This window comes from Allobosea sp. P2_A10, assembly GCF_056405115.1.
Genome location: NZ_JBFUCS010000003.1, coordinates 197803 through 223809, shown reverse-complemented (window position 1 = coordinate 223809; position 26007 = coordinate 197803). Strand labels below are relative to the sequence as shown.

Below are 26007 nucleotides of genomic sequence, written 5' to 3'. Positions count from 1 at the left end.
CCATGATGATCACCGACGCTTTCGGAAATACCACCAGCCTCGCCAGCGACGCAGCCGTCGCCCATTGGAACGAGACGGTGGAGGCCATTCTCGCCCATGCCCGCAGCGCGCCCGAGCAATTGGGCAAGACGCTCGCGGCCGACCCGCTCTTCGCCCAGGGCCACGCCACCAAGGGTATCCTTTTGCTGACGCTGGCGCGTGGTGAACTGGTGGCGCAGGCGCAAGCGTGTCTCAGCGCCGCCCGCGCCGCTGCTTCCGCCCGCCTGACGCCGGAACGCGAGCGCCGCTATATCGCAGCCCTCCAGCTCTGGCTCGACGGCGAGCCGGCGCGCGCGGCCGACGTCTTCGAGGTCGTGCTGTCCGACTGGCCGCGCGACGCGCTAGCCTTCAAGCTGGTGCAGTCGATCCGCTTCATGATCGGGGACATCCGCGGCATGGCGCGGGCTGGCGCAACGGCGCTGGCCACCTTCTCCGACCGCAGCGCCACCTCTGGCTATGTTCGTGGCTGCCAGGCCTTCGCGCTGGAGGAACTCGGCCATCTGAGCGAGGCCGAAACGATGGGCCGCGAGGCCGTCGTGCTCGCGCCGCGCGATGCCTGGGGCCGACATGCGGTCGCGCATTGCTTCGAGATGACCGGCCGCGCGCAGGATGGCGTCGCCTGGCTCGGCCATTCGCAGAGCTGGGAGCATTGCAGCAATTTCGGCTTCCATCTGCATTGGCACATGGCGCTGTTCCAGCTCGAACTCGGTGCGATCGATGCGGTGCTCGATCTCTATGACACGGCGGTTCGCGCCGTGCCGACCGATGATTTCCGCGACCTCGCCAATGCGGCCTCGCTGCTGCAGCGCCTCGAACTGGAGGGCGTCAATGTCGGCAATCGTTGGGAAGAACTCGCCATGATCGCCGAGGGCCGGGTCAATGACCGCCGCCTCGTCTTCGCAGACCTGCACTACATGCTGGCCCTGCTCGGCGCCGGCCGATCAGAGGCCGCCGAGACAGTGGCGGAAAACCTCGTGCGGGACAGCCGTTCGAGCGGCTCGCACGACGCCCGCGTCGCCGGCGAGACCGGAGCTGCGACCGCGCAGGGTATCATCGCTTTCCGGCGCGGCGACTACGCGGAAGCCGCCCGCCTGTTGCGGGCCGGCGCACCGCTCCGCGTCGGCGCCGGCGGCTCCAACGCCCAGCGTGACGTCTTCGAGCAGATTGCGCTCGAAAGTCTTGTCCGCGCCGGCGATTTTGGTGAAGCCGAGACCCTGCTGTCGCTGCGCCTGCAGGCGCGCGGCGGTCACAATCGCTTTGCCGCAAACCGCCTTGGCCGTATCGCTTCGGGCCGGGAGGCCAGCGCCAGGCTCGGCGCTTTGCTGATCTCGGCCAGCGAGCCGGCGACGCACCACTGAAACCCGCGATGACGCGTCTGGCCAGCCTCGTCCTGATAGCGTGGGCTTTGCTCGCGGCATCGGCATGGCAGCCGGCTTTCGCCTGCGGTGCGACGAGCGATTGCGTCGTCGAAGGCGGCAGCTATCGCATCCGGATGCCCAAGGTCGCCAAGGCAGGGGCCGGGGGCGTGCCCGCGATTCTGTTCTTCCATGGCTGGCAGGGGACGCCGGCCGAGGCAATGGCCGATACGGCTCTGGCCGCTGTCGGCGAGCGCCTGGGCGTCGCGGTGATCGCGCCTGAAGGCCGTGGCAAGACGTGGTCCTATCCCGGTTCGCCTGGCCAGCTGCGCGACGAATTCGCGTTCGTCGATGCCGTGCTGCGCGATGTCGCGCCGCGTTTCGGGCTCGATGCGAAGCGGCTGCTGGCTTCGGGGTTTTCGCAGGGTGGCTCGATGGTCTGGTGGCTCGCCTGCCGTATGCCCGCGCGTTTTGCGGTGTTTGCGCCGGTCGCGGGCGCGTTCTGGGAGCCCTTGCCGCCGAAATGCGCCAGCCCGATGCCGACGCTGCTGCATCTCCACGGCACCTCCGACACCACCGTGCCGATGAGCGGCCGCTGGATTGGCAGCCAGTGGAAGCAGGGCGATGTCCGCAAGAGCTTCGCCATCCTCGGCGGCCAATGCCCGCCACTGAAGCCCGAGCCGGCGGTCGCGGGAGATACGCTCGTCTGCGAGCAGACCGGCCCCTGCGGCGAGAGCCGGGCGCTGGAACTGTGCATGCACAAGGGCGGGCATGATTTCGACCCGGCCTGGGTCGAACGCGCCTGGACGCATGCGGTGGCGATGGGGCTGCTCTAGCCCGGCTGTCCTCGTCACGCCGCTTTCAAGCGCATGTGATCGCGGACCGTCCAGACGTGTTTGGACGGACCAGCCGGTCTTGGCCATGGTCGTTGCGACAATCGCCCCACCCGAGAGGAGCCGACCATGATCGACGCCGGATTTCGTGTCGCACTCACCCCGAGGCTTCACCGCCGCAGCCTGATCGCCCTGGCGCTGGCTGCTGGCCTGATTGCCTCGGTTCCCGCCCGCGCCGGCGAGATCAACGACCTCGATGGTCCAGCGATCAAGGGCTATGATCCCGTCGCCTATTTCAACGCAGGCAAGCCGGTCGCCGGTACGTCCGAATTCACCGCCGACTACAAGGGCGCGACCTTCCGCTTCGCCAGCGCCGCCAATCGCGACGCATTCAAGGCAATGCCCGAAAAATTCGCCCCGCAATATGGCGGGTTCTGCGCCTATGCGGCGTCCTACGGCGCCAAGGCCGATGTCGATCCGTCCGCCTACGCCATCGTCGATGGCAAGCTCTATCTGAACTACAACAAGTCGGTTCAGACCAAGTGGAACCAGGATACGACCGGCTACATCGCCAAGGGCAACGCCAACTGGTCGAGCGTGGTCAAGCTCGACAAGGTCACGCGCTGACATAAGGGCAGCCATGCCGACGGCGCGGCTGCTGCAGTCTTGCAAGCGCCGCCCCGGCCCGCGCATTCTGCTCCTGTCATGAGCAGGAGCCGATTCCATGCCCGATCCCGGCCATCTCGCGGCGTTTGCGCTGGTGTCGTTCGGCATGGTGCTGACGCCCGGGCCGAACATGATCTACCTGATCTCGCGCTCGATCTCGCAGGGGCGACTGGCCGGCATGATTTCGCTCGGCGGCGTCGCGCTCGGCTTCGTTTTCTACCTTTTCTGCGCCGCCTTCGGCATTACGGCACTGCTCTTTGCCGTGCCCTATGCCTATGACGCGCTGCGCTTTGGCGGCGCGGCCTATCTGCTCTGGCTCGCCTGGCAGGCGGTCAGGCCGGGTGGCCGCTCACCCTTTCAGGTTCGCGATCTGCCCTATGACAGCCCGCGCAAGCTTTTCGCCATGGGCTTCCTGACCAATCTGCTCAACCCCAAGATCGCGATGCTCTATCTCGCGCTTCTGCCGCAGTTCATCGATCCCGCCGCCGGCAGCATCTTCGGCCAGTCGCTGGTGCTGGGAGCGATCCAGATCGTGATCAGCATCAGCGTCAACTGCATGATCGCGGTCGCGGCTGGCAGCATCGCCGTGTTCCTGCGCGAAAGGCCGCTTTGGGCGCTGGTCCAGCGCTGGCTGATGGGCACCATGCTGGCGGGGCTCGCAGTGAAGATGGCGACCGAGGCGCGGCGCTAGACCAGCCCGAGCCGTCGCGTCTCTATCGCATGGCTGCCGGGCGCCCCGCTTGCGACAGCGGCGCCGACATCGCTGAAGATCCGGCCCAGCGCCTCGAAATCGGGCCGGCGCGGCGAGGTCTTGCGCCAGACGAGTCCGATCGAGCGGCTGGGTTCGGGCTCATTAAAGCGATAAAGCCTGACCGGCATGTCCGGCCTGAGTTCGATCGGCAGCGCCATCGCCGGCAGCAGCGTCGCACCAAAACCGTTGGCGACCATCTGCATGATCGTCGACAGGCTGGATGCGCCGTATTGCCGGCGCGATTCGAGTCGCGGCGCACCGCAGACGCTGAGCGCCTGGTCTCGGAGGCAGTGCCCCTCCTCAAGCAGCAGCAGGCTGTCGCCCGACAGGGCGCTCTCAGGCGTCAGGGCTGGGCCGTTCGCTCCCGCAGCCGACGGCACGACCAGCATGAACGGATCGTCGAACAGCGCCAGCGTCTCCAGCCCCGCGCGCTCGATCGGCAGCGACAGCAGCGCGACGTCGAGCCGGCCATCCGCCAGTTCGTCGAGCAAAGTCGCCGTCTGCGTCTCGCGCAGACGCAAATCGAGATCGGGATGGCGGCGCTGCAAAGCCGGCAGCGCGGCGGGCAGGAGATAGGGCGCGATCGAGGGGATGACGCCGAGGTCGAGTTCGCCGCTGAGCAGGTTCGGGCGGTGGCGCGCATGGTCGACGAGGTCGCTTGCCTCCAGCAGGATGCGGCGCGCCCGCTCGGCGATGTCGAGCCCCGTCTCGGTCAGAGCGATCGCACCGCGCCGTCGCTCGATGAGCTGACACCCGAGCTGCCCTTCGAGTTCCTGGATCTGCAGCGACAGCGCCGGCTGGCTGACATGGCATTCCTCGGCTGCCCGGCCGAAATGGCGATGGCGCGCGACGGCGGTGAAATAACGAAGCTGCTTCAGGGTGACCATCACGATAGGATAAACTTATCGTCATGCCACGTAAACGGTATTGGACATCATCGTCACAAAGGCCTGTTAGTTCCTCCAATTCCAGGCTGGGCCCACGGTCTATGCTGGCGGTTGCGACGATGGAGGACAGCATGTCGAAGAACCCGACCATGACGACGACGGCGGGCGCGCCGATTCCCGACAACCAGAATTCGCTGAGCGCCGGCGAGCGCGGCCCGCTGCTGCTGCAGGACTACCAGCTCCTCGAGAAGCTCGCCCACCAGAACCGCGAGCGCATCCCCGAGCGCGCCGTCCACGCCAAGGGCTGGGGCGCGCATGGCACGCTGACCATCACCGGCGACATCTCGAAATACACCAGGGCCAAGGTGCTGCAGCCCGGCGCCACGACGCCGATGATCGCGCGCTTCTCGACGGTGGCCGGCGAGGCGGGAGCTGCCGACGCCGAGCGCGACGTGCGCGGTTTCGCGCTGAAGTTCTATACACAGGAAGGCAACTGGGACCTCGTCGGCAACAACACCCCGGTCTTCTTCGTGCGCGACCCGGTCAAGTTTCCCGACTTCATCCACACCCAGAAGCGCCATCCCAAGACCAATCTGCGCTCGCCGACCGCAATGTGGGATTTCTGGTCGCTCTCGCCTGAGAGCCTGCATCAGATCACCATCCTGATGTCCGATCGCGGCCTGCCGACCGATGTCCGCCACATCAACGGCTACGGCTCGCACACCTTCTCGCTCTGGAACGACAACGGCGAGCGTTACTGGGTGAAGTTCCACTTCAAGACTATGCAGGGCCACAGGCACTGGACCAATGCCGAAGGCGCGCAGGTCGTCGCMAAGACCCGCGAATCGACTCAGGAAGACCTCTTCAACGCGATCGAGAAGGGTGACTTCCCGAAGTGGAAGGTGCAGATCCAGATCATGCCGGAGCTGGACGCCGACAACACGCCGTACAATCCCTTCGACCTGACCAAGGTCTGGCCGCACGCCGATTATCCGCCGATCGACATCGGCGTGATGGAGCTGAACCGCAACGCCGAGAACTACTTCGCCGAGATCGAGAACGCGGCCTATTCTCCGTCCAATATCGTACCGGGCATCGGCTTTTCACCCGACAAGATGCTGCAGGCCCGTGTCTTCTCCTATGCCGATGCCCACCGCCACCGGCTCGGCACGCATTACGAGAACATCCCGGTCAACCGGCCGAAGAACGAGGTTCATCACTACCATCGCGATGGCCAGATGAACACGTATGGCGGCATCCGCACCGGCCACCCCGACGCCTATTATGAGCCGAACTCCTTCGGCGGGCCAGTCGAGGCGCCCTCCACCAAGGAGCCGCCGTTGCGCATCTCCGGCGATGCGGCGCGCTACAATCACCGCATCGGCAACGATGATTTCGGCCAGCCGCGCGCGCTGTTCAACCTCTTCGACGCCGGCCAGAAGGAGCGGTTGTTTTCCAACATCGCAGCCGCGATGGGCGGGATTCCCAGGGAGATCGAGGAGCGCCAGCTCGCGCTCTTCGACCAGGTTCACGCGGATTACGGTGCGGGCGTGCGGCGCGCGCTTGCCAAGGCCAGAGGCGACGAGAGCCCTGCAATTTCGGTGACGCCGAACACGCCCCAGCAGGCGGCCGAGTAGAACGCCTGATCTTTAATGCCGGAAACGGCCGCGGAGCGATCCGCGGCCTTTTTCATGAGTTCAGGCCGTCGCGACGCGCTGCATGAACTGGTGCACGGCGGTTTCGAGCTGGGTCGCCTTCTTCTCCAGCGTCTGCGTCGAATTCAGCACGACGCCGGCGACATCATGGGTGCGGGTCGCGGAGTCGCGGATCGAGCAGGTGGTCTGGGCGAGATAGGCCGTGCCGCTCGCGACCTCGCTGATGCTGCGGCTGATGACGTAGGTCATCTGGCCCTGCTCCTCCAGCGCCGAGGCGATGCCGGTCGTGCGCTCGTCCATCTGCAGCATGCCGGCCGAGAGGTGGCGGATATTGTGCACGGCGTGCATCGTCGCCTGCTTGATCTCGGCGATCTGGGCGGCGATGTCCTGGGTCGCGATCGCGGTCTGGTTCGACAGCGTCTTGACCTCGGCTGCGACGACGGCAAAACMGCGCCCGGCGTCGCCGGCGCGAGCGGCCTCGATCGTGGCGTTGAGCGCCAGCAGGTTCGTCTGCTCGGCGATGCCGCGGATCAGGCCGACGATGCCGTCGATGCGCCGGACGGCGTGGTCGAGCTTGTCGACGGTGACATTGGTCTGCCGGGCGCTCTCGTTCATGGTCGCGACCAGGTTCTGCGTCGTGACGAGCTGGTGGTCGATCGAGCCGATCGCCGAGAAGAGCTGCTCCGTGGCGGCTGCGACATCGGCGACGTTGCGGGAGGATTGCTCGGAGGTGGAGGCGACCGCGATGACCTCCTCGTTGGCGCTGTCGGCGATCTGCGCCAGCTCGCCGGCCGTCTCCTTGAGATGGCGGATATTGTCGACCACCCCATCGAGCGTGTCGAGAAACTCGGTGTCGAACGAGGTGATGATCTCCTGGAGATTTCTGCGTCGCTCTCTTTCGCGCGCAACGGATTCCGCTTCGGCGTCTGGCTTCGGGATGTCGGTTCGGGCCTGAACATCGATCGCCGGTGCGTGCGCCTGGCCTGCCTGCTGGAGACCCGTCAGCCAGGCCAGTATCCCCGCCTGTGCGAAGACGGCCAGGAGGTAGAGCGTTTGCTCGCCGGGGCTGTGGGTCGCGCCGGCCATGCCGCCGAAGAGCCCGCCGCTGGCCATGATGTCGACGATCGCGGCCAGGATTGCGACCGCCGCGAGCGGCGGCCAGGCGCGCCATCCCGCGCATAATGTCAGCGCGAGGATCATGCCGATCCGGGCCGCGTCATGCCATTGGGCGCCGAAGGCGACGTTGACGAGGACAAGGAGATTGCCGCTCAACGCCAGCGAGGCGACGATCTGCGTCACCGTCGCGCCGGGTCGGTGCCGCAGACACAGCGTCGAGGCCGTGCAGAGCCCGATCATCAGCAGGACCGACGAGACCGGTTCGCCCAGGTCGAGCCAGAGCGACGTGGTTATCATCGCCGGGACGAAGCCCCAGGGCAGGAATGTCAGCAATGACGCAAAACCCGGCGGCTTGCCGTCCGGATCCCGCGCTGACTCTGTTGCGATCATCGTGCCGTCATCTCGTCTCACACCGAACGGGACCGGTAATTCGATCTGGTCCGGCGCGCCCCCCATCGCGCAGGGAAGCAGAACAGTCTGAACATTCGTTTAAGCCTTGGTTAGCCAAGGCAGCATGGGGTGATCCGCCAGAACGAAAAGCCCCGTCCATGGCGCGGTCTGCGCCGTGGACGGGGCTGGCTGGCGTTGGGCGTCAGGCGACGGCGCGAAGCTGACCCTGTGTGCCCATGGTGGCGAGTTCGATCTCGGCCTGAAGGCGCGCTTCCTTGATGCGCGCCACGGCGTCCGAGATGTTCTGCGGCGTATGCTTTGCCATCACCTGCATGCGGAAGCGGGCTGCGCCCTTGCCGACGGCCGGATACTCGACGAGGTTGCAGAGCAGACCGAGGTCGGGCAGGCGACGGCTGACCAGGCGGGCGAGCCCTTCGGTGCCCATCTTGACGCAGACGATGGCCGACGGATCGCCGTAGTACTCCATTCCGGCCGCGGTGAGCTGGCGGCGCAGCTCGAGCACGTTGCTCATCAGTTCGTCGCGAAGCACCTTGCCTTCGGGCGCCTCGATTATCTCGAAGGCCTTGAGCACGATCGCGGCGTTCACCGGCGACATCGCGTTGGAGAAGGTGGCCGGCGCCGAGTAGAAGCGCAGATACTCCTTGATCGCCCGGTGCTTGACCGCGACGAAGCCGCCATTCGAGGCGAAGGTCTTCGAGAACGAGCCCATCACGATGTCGACCTTGCCGAGCATCTTCTGGATGCCGATATGGCCGCGTCCGTCCTCGCCGAGCGCGCCGAAGTCGTGGGCGACATCGACCATCAGCGTCGCGTTGAACTCGTTGCAGAGATCCTGCATCACGCCGAGATCGGGCGTGTCGGAGTCCATCGAGAACAGGCCCTCGGTGACCACCATGATCCCGTTTTCGGTATCGGTGGAGCGGATCTTCTCCAGCCAGCGCCGGCAATGGGCCATGTCGAGATGGCGGAACTGGTAGATGTTGCGGGTGGCGGCGTTGGCGCCTTCCTGCAGGCAGGTGTGGGACAGCGTGTCCATCACGATATGGTCCGACGAGCGCACCAGGCCGCGGATGACGCCGTAGCCCGCAGCCCAGCCGGTCGGGAACAGCAACGCATCTTCCATGCCGAGGAACTCGGCGATCTTGCGCTCCAGCGCCACCGAGGCGGTGGTGTTGCCGACCAGCGCAGGCGAGCCGGCGCTGTGGACGCCATAACGCTCGATCGCCTCCAGCGCGGTCGCCTTGATGTCCGGATTCGAGGACATGCTGAGATAGTCCTGCGAGGCGAAGTTGACGCCCTGCATGTTGATGCCTCGGTCGTCCGACGCCGAGACTTCCGTCCGCGGGCCGAAATCCGTGGCCCGCGAAAACGGCCAGACGCCATTCTGCCGGCGCAGGTTCTGCCACTTGAAGAAATTGCCGACGCGGCGTTCGAGGTCGGCCCCACCCGGCACCCGGAAGTCGCGCATGCTGCCGGACAGGGCGTCTGCCGGAACTTCATTGTAAATCGTCTTCATCACCCGACACCCCTGCCGAAACTGTTGCTGTGCGATCTTGTTCGTCGCTGCGGATCAACATAGGCGGCGGCGTTTAAGATTGGGTTGAAAACGCAGGTATTTCATTGTGTTAGCAGCAATTTAACCCTGTCTGACGCGGCCTTGGTTACCAAAGTGGAACCCGAATCCGGGTGTGGCGCGAGCCGATGCAACCAGGAGGACTGGTAGAGGCGCTTTTGCGCCGCGTCTTGCAATCGGGGGTAGCCCTACGCGCTGTTTACTATCCTGCGGGGTTGGGCGCCGCGTTTCTCCCGGCCGTGCCGTCGGAACGTCAGACGGTTGCCCCGCGCCGGACTGATGCCGGCTCGCCACGCCGCGCGGGCCCCGATGGCGCTATGGCGCTTCCGCCGCGCGAGGCGATTGAATAAGCTCGCCACATTGTCCCGTCTGGAACCATGAGAGCCTGAAGCGATGACTGATTTGACGCCTGACGAAGCGAAGGTGACGGCCTGGCTTGCCGGCCGCAAGGACGCAATGGTCGCGCTGCTGCGCGAGATGGTCGACACCGATTCAGGCTCCTATGACAAGGCCGGCGTCGATCGCGCAGGCCAGGTGCTGGCGCGTTTTCATGAGAGCAACGGACTCGCAGTCGAGATCGTGCCCGATGCGCGCTTCGGTGACGCCGTCAAGGCGCGCCTGCCCAATCCGGGCGCCAACGACCAGCGCCCGGTGCTGTTGCTCGGCCATCGCGACACTGTCTTTCCGCAAGGCGAGCCGACGCGCCGGCCCTTCACCGTGAGGGGCGCTCGCGCCTATGGCCCGGGCGTCGCCGACATGAAGGCTGGCCTCGTCATCGAGGCCTTCGTCGCGGCCGCCTTTGCCGAATGCGGAGGCCTCTCGGCCCCGTTGATGATGCTGACGACAAGCGACGAGGAAATCGGCTCGCCGTCCTCGCGTCCTGTGATCGAGGCGACGGCCCGCGAGGCCCGCTGCGTCTTCAATGCCGAGCCGAGCCGCTTGCCGGCCGGCAGCGAGTTCGCCCGCGACCACCGGCAGTCGATCACCTCGGGCCGCAAGGGTGGCGTCTTCATGCGCGCCGAATTCGTCGGCAAGGCCGCGCATTCCGGCGCAAATTACCAGATGGGCGTCTCGGCCATCGTCGATCTCGGCCACAAGATTCCGAAGCTCCAGGGACTGACCGATCTCGATCGCGGCGTCACTGTCAATGTCGGCCTTATCGGCGGCGGCCAGACCGTCAACACGGTCGCGCCCCATGCCTGGTGCGAGATCGATCTGCGCTACGTCACGGCTGCGCAGCGTGACGAACTGGTGGGCGCGATCCGCGCGATCATAGAGACGCCGGTCGTGCCGGGCTCCAGCGCAGTGCTTACGATCAAGGGTGAATTCGTGCCGCTGGAGACAACGCCGGAATCGGCTGTCCTGTTCGAGACCTATCGCGACGCGGCGGCGGGCTTCGGAATTTCGACGATCGCGGAGTTCACCGGCGGCTGTGCCGATTCAGGCTTCACCGCGGCGCAGGGTTGCCCGACCCTCTGCAGCGTCGGTCCGATCGGAGGCCTCGCCCATACGCCCGACGAGTTTCTGGAGATCGACAGCATCGTGCCTGCGGCCCAGGTGCTGGCGCTGGCGGTCATGCGGACGGCGGCGCGGATGGAGTGACGTTCGACGGAAGGCGACCCATCCCGTCATGGTCGCCCTTGTGGCGACCATCCACGTCTTCGCCTGTCGAGGACCACGTTCAAGACTTGGGTGCTCGGGACAAGCCCGAGCATGACGGCGGGGCTCTATGCCCTGCGCGCCCGGGTCAGAACGCCTCTTCCCAGTTCCGGCTCAACCGCATCGCCGAATTGATCAGACCGACATGGGAATAGGTCTGCGGGAAATTGCCCCAGAGCTCGCCGGTGGTCAGGTCGGCATCTTCCGAGAGCAGGCCGAAACTGTTGCGGCGCTTCAGGATGCGCCCGAACAGCTCCTTGGCCTCGTCGCTACGGCCGATGGCGTGGAGCGCATCGACATACCAGAAGGCGCAGATCAGGAAGCCGGTGTGCATGAAGCCGAAATCGTCCTGCGTCGCGTAGCGCAGCAGCAGGTCGCCGCGCGTCAGGTCGCGGCCGATCGCCTCGACGGTCGCGATGAAGCGCGGATCGTCGGGCTTGACGAAGCCGAGCTCGGCAAAGAGCAGGAGCGTCGCATCGAGCTCCGTGCCACCGAAGGTCGAGACGAAATGACCCTTCTCCTCATTCCAGATCCGCTCGCCGATGACCTGCTTCAGGCGCTTGGACTCGGTCTTCCAGTAGTCCTTGCGGTCCGAGCGGCCGAGCGTTCCGGCGATCCGCGCCAGCCGGTCGCAGGCCGCCCAGCACATCACGCTGGAAAAGGAGTGCACCGCCTCCTTCTCGCGTAGCTCCCAGGGGCCGGCGTCGGGCTTGTCGAAATAGGCGATCGCGAGTTCACCCATGCGTTCGAGCTGGCCAAACAACGCCTCCTTGCCCGGCTGGATCAGGCGCTGGTCGAAAAAGGAATGCGTGGCGGCGAGCACGACCGCGCCGTAGCCGTCATTCTGGATCTGTGTCGCCGCGCCATTGCCGAAGCGCACCGGCTGGTGCCCGCGATAGCCCGAGAGATTGGGCGCCTCGAACTCGTCGAGCGCGCCGCCGCGCGTGATCGGATAGAGCGGCGGCAGATGCTCGGCCCCGCTTTCGGTGAAGGTGTCGACGATGTTGGTGATGAAGCCGAGATAGTCCTCCATCGTCCGCGTCGTACCCAGGCGATTGAGCGCATGGACGACGAAATAGGCGTCGCGCAGCCAGCAGAAGCGATAGTCCCAGTTGCGCTGCGTGCCCGGCGCCTCCGGGATCGAGGTCGTCAGCGCCGCAACGATCGCGCCCGATTCCTCGAAGGCGCAGAGCTTCAGCGTGATCGCGGCCCGGATCACCTCGCGCTGGTACTCGAACGGGATCGAGAGCGAGCGCACCCAGTCGTGCCAATAGTCGGTGGTCTTGTCGAGGAACTCGCGCGAGGTCGTCTCGATCTCGGCGCGCAGCGCCTCATCCGAGCCGATGAAGAAGGAATAGGTCTGGTCGACCGCAAACGGCGTGCCCTGGACCACATAGGAAAGCGGCGCGTTCGTCGTCAGCCTGATCGTCTGGTCGGCGCCGACGAAGCGGACATGGTTTGAGCCGCGCGTCGTCTCGTCGGGCACCTCGCCAAGCCCCAGGCACGGCCTGACGATGACGCGGATGCGCGGCCGCCCGGAAATGCGCCTGACCCGCCGCACCAGTTGCGGCGGCCGGAAGAAGCGCTCGTAGCGCACGAAGCGCGGAGCGAAATCGAGAATTTCGATCGCATTGCCATGGTCGTCGGAGAGCACCGACGAGAGGATCGCTGTGTTGTCGAGATAAGCCTGCTCGCAGCGTGTCATGCCGACGAGCTCGATCGCGAACACGCCCTTCTCGGGCATGACGTCGCCGTCATCGGCCTTGTTGTCGATCAGCGAGCAGAACACTGGGTCGCGATCGAAACGCGGGAAGCAGCCCCAGACGATGCGGGCGCGCCTGTCTATCAATGCAGCGATCGAGCAATTGCCGATCACGCCGAGATCCAGCGAGGCGGCAAAACCCTGCTGGACCGCAAGCAGGTCCGCGGTCTTCGTCGAAACTGTCATCATCAACCTTCGGAAGCGCTTGCCGGAGCAAAGCTGGAGGCGGTCAGGCTGCCGGCGTCGGCGGCCGCGAGAAGAATGCTGCGCAACTGCGTCGGCGAATCCAGGCGCTGCGACGCGCAGGTCGCGCCTGCGCCGATCCGGATCGAGAGACCGCCCATGGCGTTGACGGCCTCGAAACCAGCCTCGTCGGTGATGTCGTCGCCGATGAAGACGGGTCTTCGCCCGGCATAGAGCGGTGTGCTCATCAGCCAGGCGATTGCGCCGCCCTTGCTCGCGCCGGCCGGCACGATCTCGGCGACGGACTTGCCTTCCTGCAACCTGACGCCGGGCCCCATGCGCCCGGCGATGGCACGCAAAAGCTCCAGCGCCTCGTCCTTGAGATGGGGCGCAAGGCGCCAGTGCAGCGCAATCGAGATGCGCTTGTCCTCGACGATCACGCCGACATTGCTGTTGGCGAAGCGCACGAGATCGCGCGTCGCCTCGCGCATCGTATCGGGCACCTCGGCCTGCGAACGGATTTCGCCATCGGCGCGGATCTGCGCGCCGTGCAGACCGGCGGTATCGAAGCGATAGGGTGCGAGCACCTCGTCGAGAAAGCTGACCGGCCTTCCCGAGACCAGCGCCAGAGCGCCGCCAAGACTCGCGCGGACGGCGTCGAGCGCCGGGGCGACCCGCCGGTCGAGCTTCACGGCGTCGGGAAGCGGCGCGATCTCAACCAGCGTCCCGTCGAAATCGAGAAACAACGCGATCCCTTTGTCGACCTCCGTGAAGTCGAGAATATCATTCGTCAATTCGGTTTCGATCAAATCCATCATCTTCGCCTGTCTGAGCCATGAGCCCGGCGGAAATGCGGCTCTCGGGTCGAGACATCCTCGTTTTGTGGTTCAGCGTTTGGCCGCAGCGAGCGGCACCGTTCGTGAACTTGCCACATTCTGCTTCCAGCCTGCCGTCGGCGCCATGATTTGAACGTCGCACCGACACGGCTTCGCCATCAGCCCTCGCGGGCGTCCTGAAACATTACGTTCGCAGCCGCGTTCTGTTCCTGCCGCCGGTGTCGAAATTCGGGCGACCCGCCAATCGGAGAACTCCAAGCCATGCGTCTCGTCATCGTCTCCAACCGCGTCACCATCCCCGATCGCCATGAAAAGGCGACGGCTGGCGGCCTGGCGGTGGCGCTGCGGGAGGCGTTGGAGACGCAAGGGGGATTATGGTTCGGCTGGAGCGGCAGGATTTCCGAGGGCGCCCACGAGGTCCGCAGCGTTCAGCGCGGCAAGGTGACCTATGCGGTCACCGATCTCAGCGAGGCCGAACGCCAGACTTACTATCTCGGGTTTTCCAACCGCGCGCTGTGGCCCAACATGCATTACCGCCTCGGCCTGACCGAGTTCTCGCGCGCCGATTATGCCGGCTATCTGGCGGTCAATCGCCGCTTCGCCAAGGCGCTGATCGCCATGCTGAAGCCCGACGACCTGATCTGGATCCACGATTATCATTTGATCCCGTTGGCGGCCGAACTGCGTCGGCGCGGCGTGACCAACCGCATCGGTTACTTCCATCACATCCCATGGCCGCCGGCGGAGGTGTTCGGCGCGCTGCCGTTCAGTGCGACGCTGATCAGCACGCTCGGCGCCTATGATCTCGTCGGCCTCCAGACCAAAATCGATGTCAACAATCTGGTCGGCGGCCTCGTTGCGCTCTGTGGCGCCACGCCCGGTGCCGCCACTCCGGATGGAACCAGGGTCAGGATGGGCCGGCGCGAGACGCTGGTTCAGACCTTCCCGATCGGGATCGACGTCGAGGCCTTCCGCAAGCTCGCGGCGGCCTCGGTGCGCGCCGCGCCGCGCCCGATCAGGTCGACCAAGGAATCGCTCGGCGAGCGCAAGCTCGTGATCGGCGTCGACCGTCTCGACTACTCCAAAGGCATCGTCCAGCGGCTGGAGGCGTTCGGCCAGTTCCTGCGCAGCCATCCCGAGCACAGCGGCCGCGTCGGCTTGCTCCAGATCGCGCCGCCCTCGCGCTCTGACGTGCCAGAATATGCCGAGCTCGACCGCCAGTCCGACGAGGTTGCCGGCCGTCTCAACGCGGCGCTCGGCGAGTTCGACTGGACGCCGATCAGGGTGGTGAAGAAGGCCTATTCGCGCACCGCGCTGGCGGGCTTCTATCGCCGTGCGCAGGTCGGTCTGGTCACCCCGATGCGCGACGGCATGAACCTCGTCGCCAAGGAGTATGTCGCAGCGCAGGATCCCGCCGACCCCGGCGTGCTCGTGCTGTCGCGCTTTGCCGGCGCGGCCCAGCAGATGGGCGAGGCGCTCATCGTCAACCCCTACGACACCCACGAGGTCGCCGATGCGATCCGGACGGCGCTGGCCATGCCGAAATCCGAGCGTATCCGCCGCTTCGAGAAGCTTTTCGCAACGATCCAGGCGACCGACATCGCCTGGTGGACGAGGCGTTATCTGTCGGCGCTAGCCGGTTTGGAGCAGCCGGCGCAGGACACCGCCGCCAGCAAGGCCGGCCGCGTGCGCCCGGGAGCGCGCAAGGCCCCGGTGCGACTCAGGCTGGTGAAATCGCCGGACGCGGAGGCGTCTGCTGCCAAAACCAATACGTTGCGCAGGCGGGTTGCTCCGGGGCCGACGGCGCATTGAGAAGCGCCTGTCGCGATTCGCGTTCATTTTCATCGTCTGCGGCGTGATCACTGCTTTCGGCCCTTGCCGAAGCGGTCTTTGCATCGCTAGAAGGCGGCATAATCCGGGTTCGCTTGCGACTCGGCCACGACAGGTGTCAGGTCTGCGATAGGCATCGGCCGTAACGGCTGAGGAGGCGGGCGGAGGGCTTGAGTTTGATGCGAGGCGCTCTCGGAGGACCAGGCGTTCTGCTGCGCCGCCTCCGCGAGGTCATGGCAGCGTCGATCAGTCCGCAGGAGCGGCTGGATCGGCTTGTCGTGCTGATCGCAGGCAATCTCGTCGCCGAAGTCTGCTCGGTCTACGTCCTGCGCGAGGACGGCTCGCTCGAACTCTACGCCACCGAGGGCCTCAACCGCGAGGCCGTCCACCTCACGACCATGCGCGCCGGCGAGGGCATCGTCGGCCTGATCGCACGCGAGGCGGAGCCGCTGGCGCTCTCGGACGCGCAGGCCCATCCCGCCTTCTCTTACCGGCCCGAGACCGGCGAGGAGGTGTATCGCTCCTTCCTCGGCGTGCCGATCCTGCGCGGCGGGGCCGTGATGGGCGTCCTCGTCATCCAGAACCGCGCGACGCGGCTCTACAGCGAGGAGGAGATCGAGAGCCTCCAGACCACCGCCATGATCATGGCGGAGATGATCGCGGCCGGCGGCCTGAAATCGCTTGCCGCGCCCGGCGCATCGATCGGCCTCGACCGGCCGATCCACGGCGTCGGCGTTTCGCTGGCGGATGGTGTCGGCCTCGGCCATGCGGTGTTGCACGAGCCGCGCGTCGCCATCACCAACCTGATCGCCGAAAACCCGGCGGGCGAGGTCAAGCGGCTGGAGGCCGCGATCGCCGAGATGCGCGCCTCGATCGACCAACTGCTCGAGCGTGGCGACGTCGCCCATACTGGCGAGCACAGGGAGGTTCTCGAGACCTTCCGCATGTTTGCCCATGACCAGGGTTGGCTCCGGCGCATGCGCGAGGTCGTGATGACCGGACTCACGGCCGAGGCCGCCGTCGAGCGCGTCCAGTCCGACACGCGCGCGAAAATGCTGCGCCAGACCGACCCTTATCTGCGCGAGCGCCTGCACGATCTCGACGACCTCGCCAACCGGCTGTTGCGCACTTTGATGGGCAAGGCCAACGGCGTCGCTCGCGAGCAATTGCCCGAGAATGCGATCCTGATCGCGCGCTCGATGGGGCCGGCCGCGCTGCTCGATTACGACCGCTCGCATCTGCGCGGCCTCGTGCTGGAGGAGGGCGGCCCGACCAGCCATATCGCGATCGTGGCGCGCGCGCTCGGCATCCCCGCCGTCGGTGAGATCGTCAACGCGACGGCGCTTGTCCAGTCCGGCGACGCCGTCATCGTCGATGGACAGGCCGGCGAGGTCCAGATCCGGCCCCAGCCTGACGTCGAGAACGCCTACAAGGACAAGGCGCGCCTGCGCGCCCGCAAGCAGGAGCAGTATCGCAAGCTCAAGACGTCGCCCGCCGTCACGAAGGACGGCGTGCCGATCGTGCTGCAGATCAACGCCGGTCTTCTCGTCGACATGCCCAATATCGAGGCCACCGCAGCGTCCGGCATCGGGCTGTTCCGTACCGAATTGCAGTTCATGGTCGCCCAGCACATGCCGACGACCAGCGAGCAGCAGGCGCTCTATGCCGCCGTGCTCGACCAGGCTCAGGGCAAGCCCGTGACCTTCCGCACGCTCGACATCGGCGGCGACAAGGTGCTGCCCTATATGGAGCGCGTCGAGGAGGAGAACCCGGCGCTCGGCTGGCGCGCCATCCGCATCGGGCTCGACAAGCCGCGCCTGCTGCGCGCGCAGTTGCGGGCGCTGCTGCGGGCCGGCGCCGGTCGCGACATGAAGATCATGCTGCCGATGATCGCGACCGTGGACGAGTTCCAGCGCGCCCGGCTGATCGTCCGGCGCGAGCAGGCGATGCTGGCCAAGCAGGGTCATGCGCCGACGCTGTCGCTGCAGCTTGGCGTCATGGTCGAGGTGCCTTCGCTGCTGTTCGAGCTGGCGGAGATCGCCCGCGAGGCCGATTTCCTCTCGATCGGCACCAACGACCTGATGCAGTTCCTGTTCGCCGCCGACCGCGAGAACAAGCGCGTCTCCGACCGCTTCGATCCGCTCGGCGTCAGCGCGCTGCGCGCCCTCAAGGCGATCGTCGATGCGGCGACCGAGGCGCGCTGCCCGGTCACCGTCTGCGGCGAGATGGGCGGCAAGCCGCTCGAGACCATGGTCCTGATCGGGCTCGGCTATCGCGCCTTCTCGATGTCGGCGGCCGCGATCGGTCCGGTCAAGGCGATGCTGCGGGCGCTCGATGTCGGCAAGCTGCGCGAGCGGCTCGACTGGATGCTGGCCTCGCAGGATGTCGTCGCGACCTTGCGCCCGCAGCTGGCTGCATTGGCGGGCGAGCTGAAGGTGCCGGTCTAGCGACGCTTTCCGCGTTGCCCGTCCGCATTCCGCCTCCCGTTTTTTGAGTTTTCCGATGTCGCTTCAACTTCCGCAGGATCGTCTCGACGCCATCGTGGCGCGCCATGCCGCCGCCAGCGCCGAGATCAACACTGCCGCCGAGGCGACGCGGACCGTCGAGCTCGCCAAGGAACTGTCCGAACTCGATCCGGTCGTCGCAGCCATCGCCGCTTGGCGGCAGGCGCTGGCGACGCTCGACGAAGCGGAGGCCCTGATCGACGATCCGTCGACCGATGCCGAGTTCCGCGATCTCGCCTATGAGGAGCGCGATGCGGCCCGTATCGAGATCGATGCGCGCGCCCGCGAAATCCTGATTGCGTTGCTGCCGAAGGATGCCGCCGACGAGCGCGGCGTCATCCTCGAAATTCGCGCCGGCACCGGGGGCGACGAGGCCTCGCTCTTCGCCGGCGACCTGCTGCGGATGTATCAGCGTCACGCCGCCCTGAAGAAATGGAGCGTCGAGATCCTGTCCGAGAGCGAGGGCACGGTCGGCGGCTTCAAGGAGGTCATCGCCGAGATCGCGGGCAAGGGTGTTTACGCGCGCCTGAAGTTCGAATCCGGCGTTCACCGCGTCCAGCGCGTGCCCGACACCGAGACGAGCGGGCGCATCCACACCTCGGCTGCGACCGTCGCGATGCTGCCGCTCGCCGGCGAGGTCGACATCGTCCTGAAGGATGATGACATCCGCATCGACACGATGCGCGCCGGCGGCGCCGGCGGCCAGCACGTCAACAAAACCGAATCGGCCGTGCGGCTGACCCATATCCCCAGCGGCATCGCGGTCGTGGTGCAGGACGAGCGCTCGCAGCACAAGAACAAGGCCCGCGCCTACGATCTGCTGCGGGCGAAGCTCTACGACATCGAGCGCAGCCGGGTCGATGCCGACCGGGCCGCCGACCGTCGCTCGCAGATCGGCTCGGGCGATCGCTCGGAGCGCATCCGGACCTACAATTTCCCGCAAGGCCGCGTCACCGATCACCGCATCAACCTGACGCTCTACAAGCTAGACGAGATGATGCAGGGGCTCGTGCTCGACGAGATCATCGACGCGCTGACCGCCGAGCATCAGGCGCGGCTCCTCGCCGACCAGAACGCCGCCTGAGCACGGCGATGAAACCTCCTGCCCAGATCGACGTTCCTCCCGCATCGACACTGAAGTCGGCGGGAGGCAACGATGATGAAGATCACTTCAGGGATCGCACTGGCTGGAATGATGGCGCTGACGATCGCCGGGTCGGCGCAGGCGCAGGAGCGCGCCTTTCGCAGGATCACGGCAGGTCCCTCGGCTCCGCTGCAGAAGGCGATGACGCAGAGCCAGGCGCGTCGCCTCTGCCAGATGGAGATGCGGGGCACGCGCGAGAGCCGTTCCGCGATCCGCCAGAAGATGGCGATCTGCATGCGCAAGCGGATGGAGGGCATTTGAGCCCCGATCGCGTCGGCGGCCCGGTCGGGGTCGCCACCATGATCGACGCGCGGCGCAGTGTCGCCGCGCGTTTTCGTGAGGCCGGGATCGAGACCGCCGCGATGGACGCACGCATCCTCGTCGAGGGCGCGCTCGGCGAGAACTCCCATATCGATCCGCTCAAGCCGGTCGATGTCACGACGCTGGCGAGGCTCGAAGGCTTCGCGACGCGGCGTCTGGCGGGCGAGCCGGCCTGGCGCATTCTCGGCGAGCGCGAGTTCTGGAGCCTGCCCTTTCGCCTGTCGCCGGCGACGTTGGAACCCCGCCCCGACAGCGAAACGATCGTGGAGGCTGCTCTCGAAGCGCTCGGCGAGCGCCGTCGCGAGCCGATCGCCATTCTCGATCTCGGCACCGGGACGGGCTGCCTGCTGATCGCGCTGCTGAGCGAGTGCGGGCAGGCGAGGGGACTCGGGGTCGATATTTCCGCCGAGGCCTGTGCGACCGCCGCCGCAAATGCTGCGCTTAACGGTGTCGACGGCCGCGCGGGCTTCAGCCAGGGCGACTGGATTCAGGGCGTCACGCAGCGTTTCGATCTCGTCGTCTCCAATCCGCCCTATATTCCGGCGGCGGACATTGCGGGCCTCGACGCCGGCGTCCGCGACCATGATCCGTTGCGGGCTCTCGACGGTGGCAGCGACGGACTGGACGCCTACCGCGCTCTCGCCGCCGGTCTGCCCGCAGTCCTCGCACCCCGGGGCACGGCCGTGCTTGAGATCGGAGCGGGACAGGCCATCGACGTCATCGCGATCATGGCCGCGGCGAAGCTCGTTCACCGGGCGTCACGGAGCGATCTCGGCGGGCATGTCCGGGCTCTGGTCTTCACGCTGGAATGATGTGCACAGGCTTTTGTGCGATTTTGCTTGGAGGAGCGCATAAAAACGGCTATGAGCAGGCTTAGCCGAAGCTGGTGTTGTCAGCGCCGAGCCTTGGGCAGCCTCCTCAGAAGTCAGGCTTTGCCTCCGGACATGTCCGTGGATTGACGGAACTGACAGATCAGATTGGACATCCGAAGGCGTCGAGGCGTCGGTCGGCTGACGGGGCGGGACGGCCCCTTTTTGGAAAAGAGCGCGTGAAGACCAGGAACGGCGCATTGCCCCTTCAGGTCAACTCAATCCGGTGCAGCGTCGCAACCCGCTGCGCGTCGGAACGTGCATGACGACGCCACGGTTGCCTAAAGCAAACAGAGCGCGAGACACACGCGAATGAGACCAGGTCAGAACCGGCGTATGCGCGGCCGTAACAACAATAATAACAGCAGCAACAACAACAATAACAACGGTAACCGCAAGGCTCCCAATCCGCTTCAGCGGAGCTATGAGTCGAATGGGCCTGATGTGAAGGTTCGCGGCACGGCGCAGAACGTGGCGGAGAAATATCTCCAGCTCGCCCGCGACGCGCAGTCTTCGGGGGACCCGGTCGCGGCTGAAAACTACTTCCAGCATGCCGAGCATTATTATCGCATCCTGCTCGCGGCGCAGGAGCAGATGTCCCAGCAGTTCGGCCACAGCTTCCCGCCCAACCGCGCCTTCAACGATACCGAGGACGAGGGCGAGGAGGAGGGCGACGACGAGGGCCAGTCCTTCCAGCCCGGCGCCGGGCCGCAGCCCGATATCCGCAATGGCGGCATGAACGGCAACGGCAATGGCTATAACGGCAATGGCGCGCGCCAGGACGGCGAGACAGGCGACGGCCGGCCCAATAACGGCCAGCGCTTCGACCGGCCCGAGCGCAACGGCCAGGACCGCACTAACCAGGACCGTAACAACCAGGATCGCGGCAATCAGGAGCGGAACTTCCAGGATCGCCAGAATGGTGATCGCCAGAACGGCGATCGTCCCAATCCCGATCGCCAGAACAACGATCGTAACCCCAATCGTCGTTTCGACCGCAATGACCGGAGCCAGCGCTTCGACCGTCCCGAGGGCGGGCAGCAGGGCCAGGGCGGCTATCAGCCCCGTCCCGATGCGCCGCGTTCGGATATCCCGGTCGCGTCCGAGCAGCCCGTCGATGCCGCTCCCGCTCCGGTTCAACCCCCGGCTCGCTTCGAGAGGCCCGAGCGCGCCCCGCGCCCCGAGCGTCGTCCGCGAATCGAGCGCAATGTCGATGCGGATGCCGATGGCGACGTTGCCGCGGCACTGCCGTCCTTCCTGACGACGCCGGTCCGGGTTCCGGTCGCGGTGGCCGAGGAGCCGGCCGCTGTACCGCAGCCACAGGACCCTGCGGATGACGCAGGAGGCGAGGCCGCTCCCAAGCGTCCGCGCGGCCGTCGCCGCTCGCCGCGCGAGGTCATGGATGCGCTCGGCTCGGATGCCGACAACATCACCGAATGAGGCAGGCCTTCGGGCCGCGCCGATCGAGGGGCCCGCAAGGGCCCCTTTTTCGTGGGTCAGGCGATGCCGAGCGCCGCAGGAGCCGGCGTCGCGACCACGTCGAGGGACTGCCCCTCGGCGAGCATTCCCCCAGTGACGATCTCGCAATAGATCCCGCAATCGACATGGCCGTAATGGCTCATCAGCGCCTTGGGGATCTGCATGTCGCGAAGCCCGGTCTGGGGATCGACATTGGTCGCCGCGCAGCGCTCGATCCGTTTGATCACCCTGAGCTTCAGCCCTGACGGCCCGGCAATCTCGGCGCCGACCAGATCGTTCTCCGCCCAGGCGTCGAGCCCCTCCACCATGATGTTGCCGCGAAAGCGCAGCGGATCGAGCGGCGCGCCGATCCGGCTTTCCAGATCGGCGACGCTGGCGAGGTTGATGATCGAGAGAAAGCCAGAGCGCGAATCGGTGAAGCGATAGCCCTGCGGAGCTGCGAGCCAGCGCGGCTTGCCGCGCAGCGCTTCGGGCATGAAGCCCTCGAAGAAGGCCGAGATCAGGTCGCGCCCCTCGATCGTCGCGGTGCTGGCGCGAAGAGCATGCCCGCCTTCATAGCCGATCACGAGATCGCCGCTGGCGTCGTCATAGCGTGTGACGAGCCGGGCCAGCATCTCATGGCGCATCAGCATGAGGTAGACGATCTTGGGCAGATGCGTCGGCGCGGCCGGGTCGAAACCCGATGGTCCGTTCTCGATGGCGAAGAGCCGGTCGCCCGGAAAATACTGGCCTGCGGTCAACTCGGCCTGCGGCAGGCGCTCCGGCGAGAGGCCCTTGATCGGGTAGCGATAGAGCGAGGCGATGCGCATGGGGCGTAGGTCCGCGAGGTGATCGTCTTCGCAGGATAACGCGGTCTCGCCGACGCGACCGATCAAATCCTTGCATCGGTTCGATCAGCGACGGGGGATGCGGACTTTGATCGCTTCCTCCTCGGCCTCGGCCAGTTCCGTCACGGAGCGCTGGCAGCCCCAGCCCGCCAGTACGGCGTCGGTATCCTCGGCCACGAAGAAGCGCGCCGCCTCGCGATCATAGCCGTCGGCCAGCAGGTGTTCGTAGTCGGTGTGGACGTGCCGGACATGGCTGCCGAGCGCGAGCCAGAGCGCGATCGCCGGCGGCAGGTCCTTCATGTGCCGGCGCTCGGCCAGCGCCACCACGGCTTGCGCATCGGCCAGGGGGATGCCAGGCGCCAGCGCCCGTAGCGCCTTGCGTATCGATTGTTGCCGCTGCGTCCCCGCCATGGGCCTATCGTGCCCGCGCTGATTGGCTGCGGTCAATGACCGCGCCGGCACCCCTTCCGTTGCGCGGATGCCACACCTATCTCTGTCTGCGAGGGGCGGCCCATGCGGGAGCCCCATCCTGACGAAAGGCAGCCGGAGGGCGTCGCTACGGGGCGCGCCGGCGGGCGGAGTGAACCGGATGAACATCGAGAAATACACCGATCGGGCCAAGGGCTTCCTGCAGGCGGCCCAGACCATCGCACTGCGCGACGGCCACCAGCAGTTCACGCCGGAGCATCTGCTCAAGGCGCTGCTCGACGACAATGAAGGCATGGCGGCAGGCCTGATCGACCGCTCCGGCGGGCAGGCGAAGCTTGCGCTGCAACTGACCGATGTCGCGCTCGCCAGGCTGCCGAAAGTCAGCGGCGGCGGCGCGGGCGGCCTCAACCTGACGCCGGGTCTGGCGCGTGTCTTCGACACGGCGGAGAAGGCGGCCGACAAGGCCGGCGACAGCTTCGTCACGGTCGAGCGCCTGCTGCTGGCGCTGGCGATCGAGAAGGATACCGAGGCCGGCAAGGCGCTCAGCCGCGCCGGCGTGACGCCGCAGGGTCTCAACACCGCCATCGAGGCCATCCGCAAGGGTCGCACCGCCGACTCAGCGAGCGCCGAGCAGGCCTATGACGCGCTGAAGAAATATGCCCGCGACCTGACCGCCGCCGCGCGCGAGGGCAAGCTCGACCCGGTCATCGGCCGCGATGAGGAAATCCGCCGCACCATCCAGGTGCTGTCGCGCCGCACCAAGAACAATCCCGTCCTGATCGGCGAGCCCGGCGTCGGCAAGACTGCGATCGCCGAGGGTCTGGCGCTGCGCATCGTCAATGGCGACGTGCCCGAAAGCCTGAAGGACAAGGAACTGCTCTCGCTCGACATGGGCTCGCTGATCGCGGGCGCGAAATACCGTGGCGAGTTCGAGGAGCGGCTGAAGGCGGTGCTGAACGAGGTGTCGAGCGCCGATGGCGGCGTCATCCTGTTCATCGACGAGATGCATACGCTGGTCGGCGCCGGCAAGAGCGACGGCGCGATGGACGCCTCGAACTTGCTGAAGCCGGCGCTCGCGCGCGGCGACCTGCACTGCATCGGTGCGACCACGCTCGACGAGTATCGCAAATATGTCGAGAAGGATGCAGCGCTCGCCCGCCGCTTCCAGCCCGTCTTCGTCGACGAGCCTTCGGTCGAGGATACCGTCTCGATCCTGCGCGGCCTGAAGGAGAAATACGAGCAGCACCATCGCGTCCGCATCACGGATTCGGCGCTGGTCGCGGCCGTCACGCTGTCGAACCGCTACATCACCGACCGTTTCCTGCCCGACAAGGCCATCGACCTGATGGACGAGGCCTCGGCGCGGCTGCGCATGCAGGTCGATTCCAAGCCCGAGGAGCTCGACTCGATCGACCGCGAAATCGTCCGCCTGCGCATCGAGCAGGAGGCGCTGAAGAAAGAGACCGACACCGGCTCGAGGGAACGGTTGAATCGGCTTGAATCGGAGCTTGCCGATCTCGAGACGCGCTCCACCGCGATCACCGCGCGCTGGAAGGCCGAGAAGGACAAGCTCGGCGCCGCCGCGGAGATCAAGACGAAGCTCGACGCTGCCCGCACCGAACTCGCGCAGGCGCAGCGCAAGGGCGAGTACCAGCGCGCCGGCGAACTCGCCTATGGCGAAATCCCGCAGCTCGAGAAGACGCTGGCCGAGATCGAGGCCATCGGCGACACCTCCGGCATGGTCGAGGAAGCCGTTACCGCCGATCACGTCGCCCAGATCGTCAGCCGCTGGACCGGCGTGCCGGTCGACCGGATGCTGCAGGGCGAGAAGGAAAAACTGCTCAGGATGGAGGAGGTGCTGGCGGCCCGCGTCGTCGGCCAGCGCGAGGCGGTCGAGGCCGTCTCGACCGCCGTCCGGCGTGCGCGCGCCGGGCTGCAGGACCCCAACCGGCCCATCGGCTCCTTCATGTTCCTCGGCCCCACCGGCGTCGGCAAGACCGAGCTGACTAAGGCGCTGGCCGCGTTCCTGTTCGACGATGACACCGCCATGGTGCGCCTCGACATGTCCGAATACATGGAGAAGCACTCGGTCGCCCGGCTCATCGGCGCGCCTCCCGGCTATGTCGGCTATGAGGAGGGCGGAGCACTGACGGAAGCGGTGCGGCGCCGGCCCTATCAGGTCGTGCTCTTCGACGAGGTCGAGAAGGCGCACCCTGACGTCTTCAACGTCCTGCTGCAGGTGCTTGACGATGGCCGCCTCACCGACGGACAGGGGCGCACGGTCGATTTCCGCAACGTGCTGATCATCATGACCTCGAATCTGGGCTCCGACTATCTGGTGAACCAGCCCGAGGGGCAGGACACCGACGAGGTCCGCGACGAGGTCATGGGCGTGGTCAGGCAGGCCTTCCGGCCGGAATTCCTGAACCGCATCGATGACATCATCCTGTTCCACCGGCTGCAGCGGGCCGATATGGGCGCGATCGTCGACATCCAGATGGCGCGTCTGGCAAAGCTGCTGACCGATCGCAAGATCGTGCTGGAGCTCTCGGAGCAGGCGAGAGCATGGCTCGCAGACAAGGGATACGACCCCGCCTATGGCGCGCGCCCGCTCAAGCGCGTGATCCAGAAATCGGTTCAGGACCCGCTCGCGGAACTCCTGCTCGCCGGCAAAATCCATGACGGCGAGACCGTGCCGGTCACGGTCGGCCCGACCAGCCTGATGCTGGGCGATGTCGCGGTCGTGAAGGAAAAGCGCCCGGTCGGCGTGGCGCTGAACTGAGCTTGTCCTTCTCCCCTCGGGGGAGAAGGTGTCTGCACAGCAGACGGATGAGGGAAGGGTCGCGCAAGCGGCCCTTTTCTTGTTTCGGGCGCGGTG

At 66.4% G+C, this 26007-nt stretch carries 20 protein-coding genes; 13 read left to right on the top strand and 7 right to left on the bottom strand.

What is annotated here, in order from left to right:
• Window positions 1-2: 2 nt before the first annotated feature.
• From AC1DZY_RS06985 to AC1DZY_RS06970, 4 genes are all read left to right on the top strand, one after another.
• A complete protein-coding gene (locus AC1DZY_RS06985) occupies window positions 3-1397 on the top strand; it encodes a tetratricopeptide repeat protein (protein ID WP_476819363.1) in 1395 nt (464 codons plus the stop codon).
• An 8-nt stretch (window positions 1398-1405) separates the two neighbouring features.
• The gene (locus AC1DZY_RS06980; protein WP_476819362.1) at window positions 1406-2230 is read left to right on the top strand and encodes a CE1 family esterase; all 825 of its coding nucleotides are present in this window, start codon (window positions 1406-1408) and stop codon (window positions 2228-2230) included.
• 126 nt (window positions 2231-2356) lie between these two features.
• Window positions 2357-2854, top strand: a complete 498-nt coding sequence (locus tag AC1DZY_RS06975) for a YHS domain-containing (seleno)protein (protein ID WP_476819361.1) — start codon at window positions 2357-2359, stop codon at window positions 2852-2854.
• A gap of 97 nt (window positions 2855-2951) precedes the next feature.
• Complete coding sequence (locus tag AC1DZY_RS06970) at window positions 2952-3584, top strand: LysE family translocator (RefSeq protein ID WP_476819360.1); 633 nt, start codon at window positions 2952-2954, stop codon at window positions 3582-3584.
• On the opposite strand, the gene AC1DZY_RS06965 is transcribed toward AC1DZY_RS06970, so the two are convergent.
• Window positions 3581-4531, bottom strand: coding sequence for a hydrogen peroxide-inducible genes activator (locus AC1DZY_RS06965; RefSeq protein ID WP_476819463.1), 951 nt, complete (start codon window positions 4529-4531; stop codon window positions 3581-3583). The genes AC1DZY_RS06970 and AC1DZY_RS06965 overlap by 4 nt on opposite strands.
• A 131-nt stretch (window positions 4532-4662) precedes the next feature.
• Here AC1DZY_RS06965 and AC1DZY_RS06960 point away from each other — a divergent pair, with 131 nt between their 5' ends.
• Complete coding sequence (locus tag AC1DZY_RS06960; protein WP_476819359.1) at window positions 4663-6168, top strand: catalase; 1506 nt, start codon at window positions 4663-4665, stop codon at window positions 6166-6168.
• A 60-nt stretch (window positions 6169-6228) separates the two neighbouring features.
• Here AC1DZY_RS06960 and AC1DZY_RS06955 read toward each other — a convergent pair whose 3' ends face one another.
• Together AC1DZY_RS06955 and AC1DZY_RS06950 are read right to left on the bottom strand one after the other, a co-directional pair.
• Window positions 6229-7692, bottom strand: a complete 1464-nt coding sequence (locus tag AC1DZY_RS06955) for a methyl-accepting chemotaxis protein (protein ID WP_476819358.1) — start codon at window positions 7690-7692, stop codon at window positions 6229-6231.
• 202 nt (window positions 7693-7894) lie between these two features.
• Window positions 7895-9229: an aminotransferase class I/II-fold pyridoxal phosphate-dependent enzyme gene (locus AC1DZY_RS06950; RefSeq protein ID WP_476819357.1), complete on the bottom strand. Its 1335-nt coding sequence runs from the start codon at window positions 9227-9229 to the stop codon at window positions 7895-7897.
• Between the two features lie 450 nt (window positions 9230-9679).
• On the opposite strand from AC1DZY_RS06950, the gene AC1DZY_RS06945 reads away from it, so the two are divergent.
• Window positions 9680-10888: a M20 family metallopeptidase gene (locus AC1DZY_RS06945; RefSeq protein ID WP_476819356.1), complete on the top strand. Its 1209-nt coding sequence runs from the start codon at window positions 9680-9682 to the stop codon at window positions 10886-10888.
• A gap of 145 nt (window positions 10889-11033) precedes the next feature.
• On the opposite strand, the gene AC1DZY_RS06940 is transcribed toward AC1DZY_RS06945, so the two are convergent.
• Both AC1DZY_RS06940 and otsB read right to left on the bottom strand, forming a co-directional pair.
• Window positions 11034-12893, bottom strand: coding sequence for a glycoside hydrolase family 15 protein (locus tag AC1DZY_RS06940; protein WP_476819355.1), 1860 nt, complete (start codon window positions 12891-12893; stop codon window positions 11034-11036).
• 2 nt (window positions 12894-12895) lie between these two features.
• A complete protein-coding gene (gene otsB / locus AC1DZY_RS06935) occupies window positions 12896-13705 on the bottom strand; it encodes a trehalose-phosphatase (RefSeq protein ID WP_476819354.1) in 810 nt (269 codons plus the stop codon).
• A 282-nt stretch (window positions 13706-13987) separates the two neighbouring features.
• On the opposite strand from otsB, the gene AC1DZY_RS06930 reads away from it, so the two are divergent.
• The 6 genes from AC1DZY_RS06930 (at window position 13988) to AC1DZY_RS06905 (ending at window position 21834) form a co-directional block, all read left to right on the top strand.
• Window positions 13988-15538, top strand: coding sequence for an alpha,alpha-trehalose-phosphate synthase (UDP-forming) (locus AC1DZY_RS06930; RefSeq protein ID WP_476819353.1), 1551 nt, complete (start codon window positions 13988-13990; stop codon window positions 15536-15538).
• A 197-nt stretch (window positions 15539-15735) separates the two neighbouring features.
• Complete coding sequence (gene ptsP, locus AC1DZY_RS06925) at window positions 15736-18003, top strand: phosphoenolpyruvate--protein phosphotransferase (protein WP_476819462.1); 2268 nt, start codon at window positions 15736-15738, stop codon at window positions 18001-18003.
• 55 nt (window positions 18004-18058) lie between these two features.
• Window positions 18059-19144 carry a peptide chain release factor 1 gene (gene prfA / locus AC1DZY_RS06920; RefSeq protein WP_476819352.1) on the top strand — a complete coding sequence of 362 codons (1086 nt, stop codon included), beginning with the start codon at window positions 18059-18061 and terminating at the stop codon, window positions 19142-19144.
• 72 nt (window positions 19145-19216) lie between these two features.
• On the top strand, window positions 19217-19465 hold the full coding sequence (locus AC1DZY_RS06915; protein WP_476819351.1) for a hypothetical protein: 249 nt from the start codon (window positions 19217-19219) through the stop codon (window positions 19463-19465).
• Window positions 19462-20337, top strand: coding sequence for a peptide chain release factor N(5)-glutamine methyltransferase (prmC, locus tag AC1DZY_RS06910; RefSeq protein WP_476819350.1), 876 nt, complete (start codon window positions 19462-19464; stop codon window positions 20335-20337). Before AC1DZY_RS06915 ends, prmC begins: the two co-directional genes overlap by 4 nt.
• 369 nt (window positions 20338-20706) lie before the next feature.
• On the top strand, window positions 20707-21834 hold the full coding sequence (locus tag AC1DZY_RS06905; RefSeq protein ID WP_476819349.1) for a DUF4167 domain-containing protein: 1128 nt from the start codon (window positions 20707-20709) through the stop codon (window positions 21832-21834).
• 56 nt (window positions 21835-21890) lie between these two features.
• On the opposite strand, the gene AC1DZY_RS06900 is transcribed toward AC1DZY_RS06905, so the two are convergent.
• Both AC1DZY_RS06900 and AC1DZY_RS06895 read right to left on the bottom strand, forming a co-directional pair.
• Window positions 21891-22682: an MOSC domain-containing protein gene (locus AC1DZY_RS06900; RefSeq protein WP_476819348.1), complete on the bottom strand. Its 792-nt coding sequence runs from the start codon at window positions 22680-22682 to the stop codon at window positions 21891-21893.
• Window positions 22683-22766: 84 nt separating this feature from the next.
• Window positions 22767-23111 carry a DUF2293 domain-containing protein gene (locus AC1DZY_RS06895; RefSeq protein ID WP_476819347.1) on the bottom strand — a complete coding sequence of 115 codons (345 nt, stop codon included), beginning with the start codon at window positions 23109-23111 and terminating at the stop codon, window positions 22767-22769.
• A 178-nt stretch (window positions 23112-23289) separates the two neighbouring features.
• On the opposite strand from AC1DZY_RS06895, the gene clpB reads away from it, so the two are divergent.
• Window positions 23290-25911, top strand: coding sequence for an ATP-dependent chaperone ClpB (gene clpB / locus AC1DZY_RS06890; RefSeq protein ID WP_476819346.1), 2622 nt, complete (start codon window positions 23290-23292; stop codon window positions 25909-25911).
• Window positions 25912-26007 lie beyond the last annotated feature (96 nt).

Coding starts and splice junctions, on each gene's coding strand:
- AC1DZY_RS06900 (WP_476819348.1), bottom strand. CDS start 22,682: ATGCGCATCGCCTCGCTCTATCGCTACCCGATCAAGGGCCTCTCGCCG.
- prfA (WP_476819352.1), top strand. CDS start 18,059: ATGTCGCTTCAACTTCCGCAGGATCGTCTCGACGCCATCGTGGCGCGC.
- ptsP (WP_476819462.1), top strand. CDS start 15,736: ATGCGAGGCGCTCTCGGAGGACCAGGCGTTCTGCTGCGCCGCCTCCGC.
- AC1DZY_RS06945 (WP_476819356.1), top strand. CDS start 9,680: ATGACTGATTTGACGCCTGACGAAGCGAAGGTGACGGCCTGGCTTGCC.
- AC1DZY_RS06940 (WP_476819355.1), bottom strand. CDS start 12,893: ATGACAGTTTCGACGAAGACCGCGGACCTGCTTGCGGTCCAGCAGGGT.
- AC1DZY_RS06965 (WP_476819463.1), bottom strand. CDS start 4,531: ATGGTCACCCTGAAGCAGCTTCGTTATTTCACCGCCGTCGCGCGCCAT.
- AC1DZY_RS06985 (WP_476819363.1), top strand. CDS start 3: ATGATGATCACCGACGCTTTCGGAAATACCACCAGCCTCGCCAGCGAC.
- AC1DZY_RS06905 (WP_476819349.1), top strand. CDS start 20,707: ATGAGACCAGGTCAGAACCGGCGTATGCGCGGCCGTAACAACAATAAT.
- AC1DZY_RS06970 (WP_476819360.1), top strand. CDS start 2,952: ATGCCCGATCCCGGCCATCTCGCGGCGTTTGCGCTGGTGTCGTTCGGC.
- AC1DZY_RS06975 (WP_476819361.1), top strand. CDS start 2,357: ATGATCGACGCCGGATTTCGTGTCGCACTCACCCCGAGGCTTCACCGC.
- AC1DZY_RS06930 (WP_476819353.1), top strand. CDS start 13,988: ATGCGTCTCGTCATCGTCTCCAACCGCGTCACCATCCCCGATCGCCAT.
- AC1DZY_RS06980 (WP_476819362.1), top strand. CDS start 1,406: ATGACGCGTCTGGCCAGCCTCGTCCTGATAGCGTGGGCTTTGCTCGCG.
- otsB (WP_476819354.1), bottom strand. CDS start 13,705: ATGGATTTGATCGAAACCGAATTGACGAATGATATTCTCGACTTCACG.
- AC1DZY_RS06950 (WP_476819357.1), bottom strand. CDS start 9,229: ATGAAGACGATTTACAATGAAGTTCCGGCAGACGCCCTGTCCGGCAGC.
- AC1DZY_RS06915 (WP_476819351.1), top strand. CDS start 19,217: ATGATGAAGATCACTTCAGGGATCGCACTGGCTGGAATGATGGCGCTG.
- clpB (WP_476819346.1), top strand. CDS start 23,290: ATGAACATCGAGAAATACACCGATCGGGCCAAGGGCTTCCTGCAGGCG.
- AC1DZY_RS06895 (WP_476819347.1), bottom strand. CDS start 23,111: ATGGCGGGGACGCAGCGGCAACAATCGATACGCAAGGCGCTACGGGCG.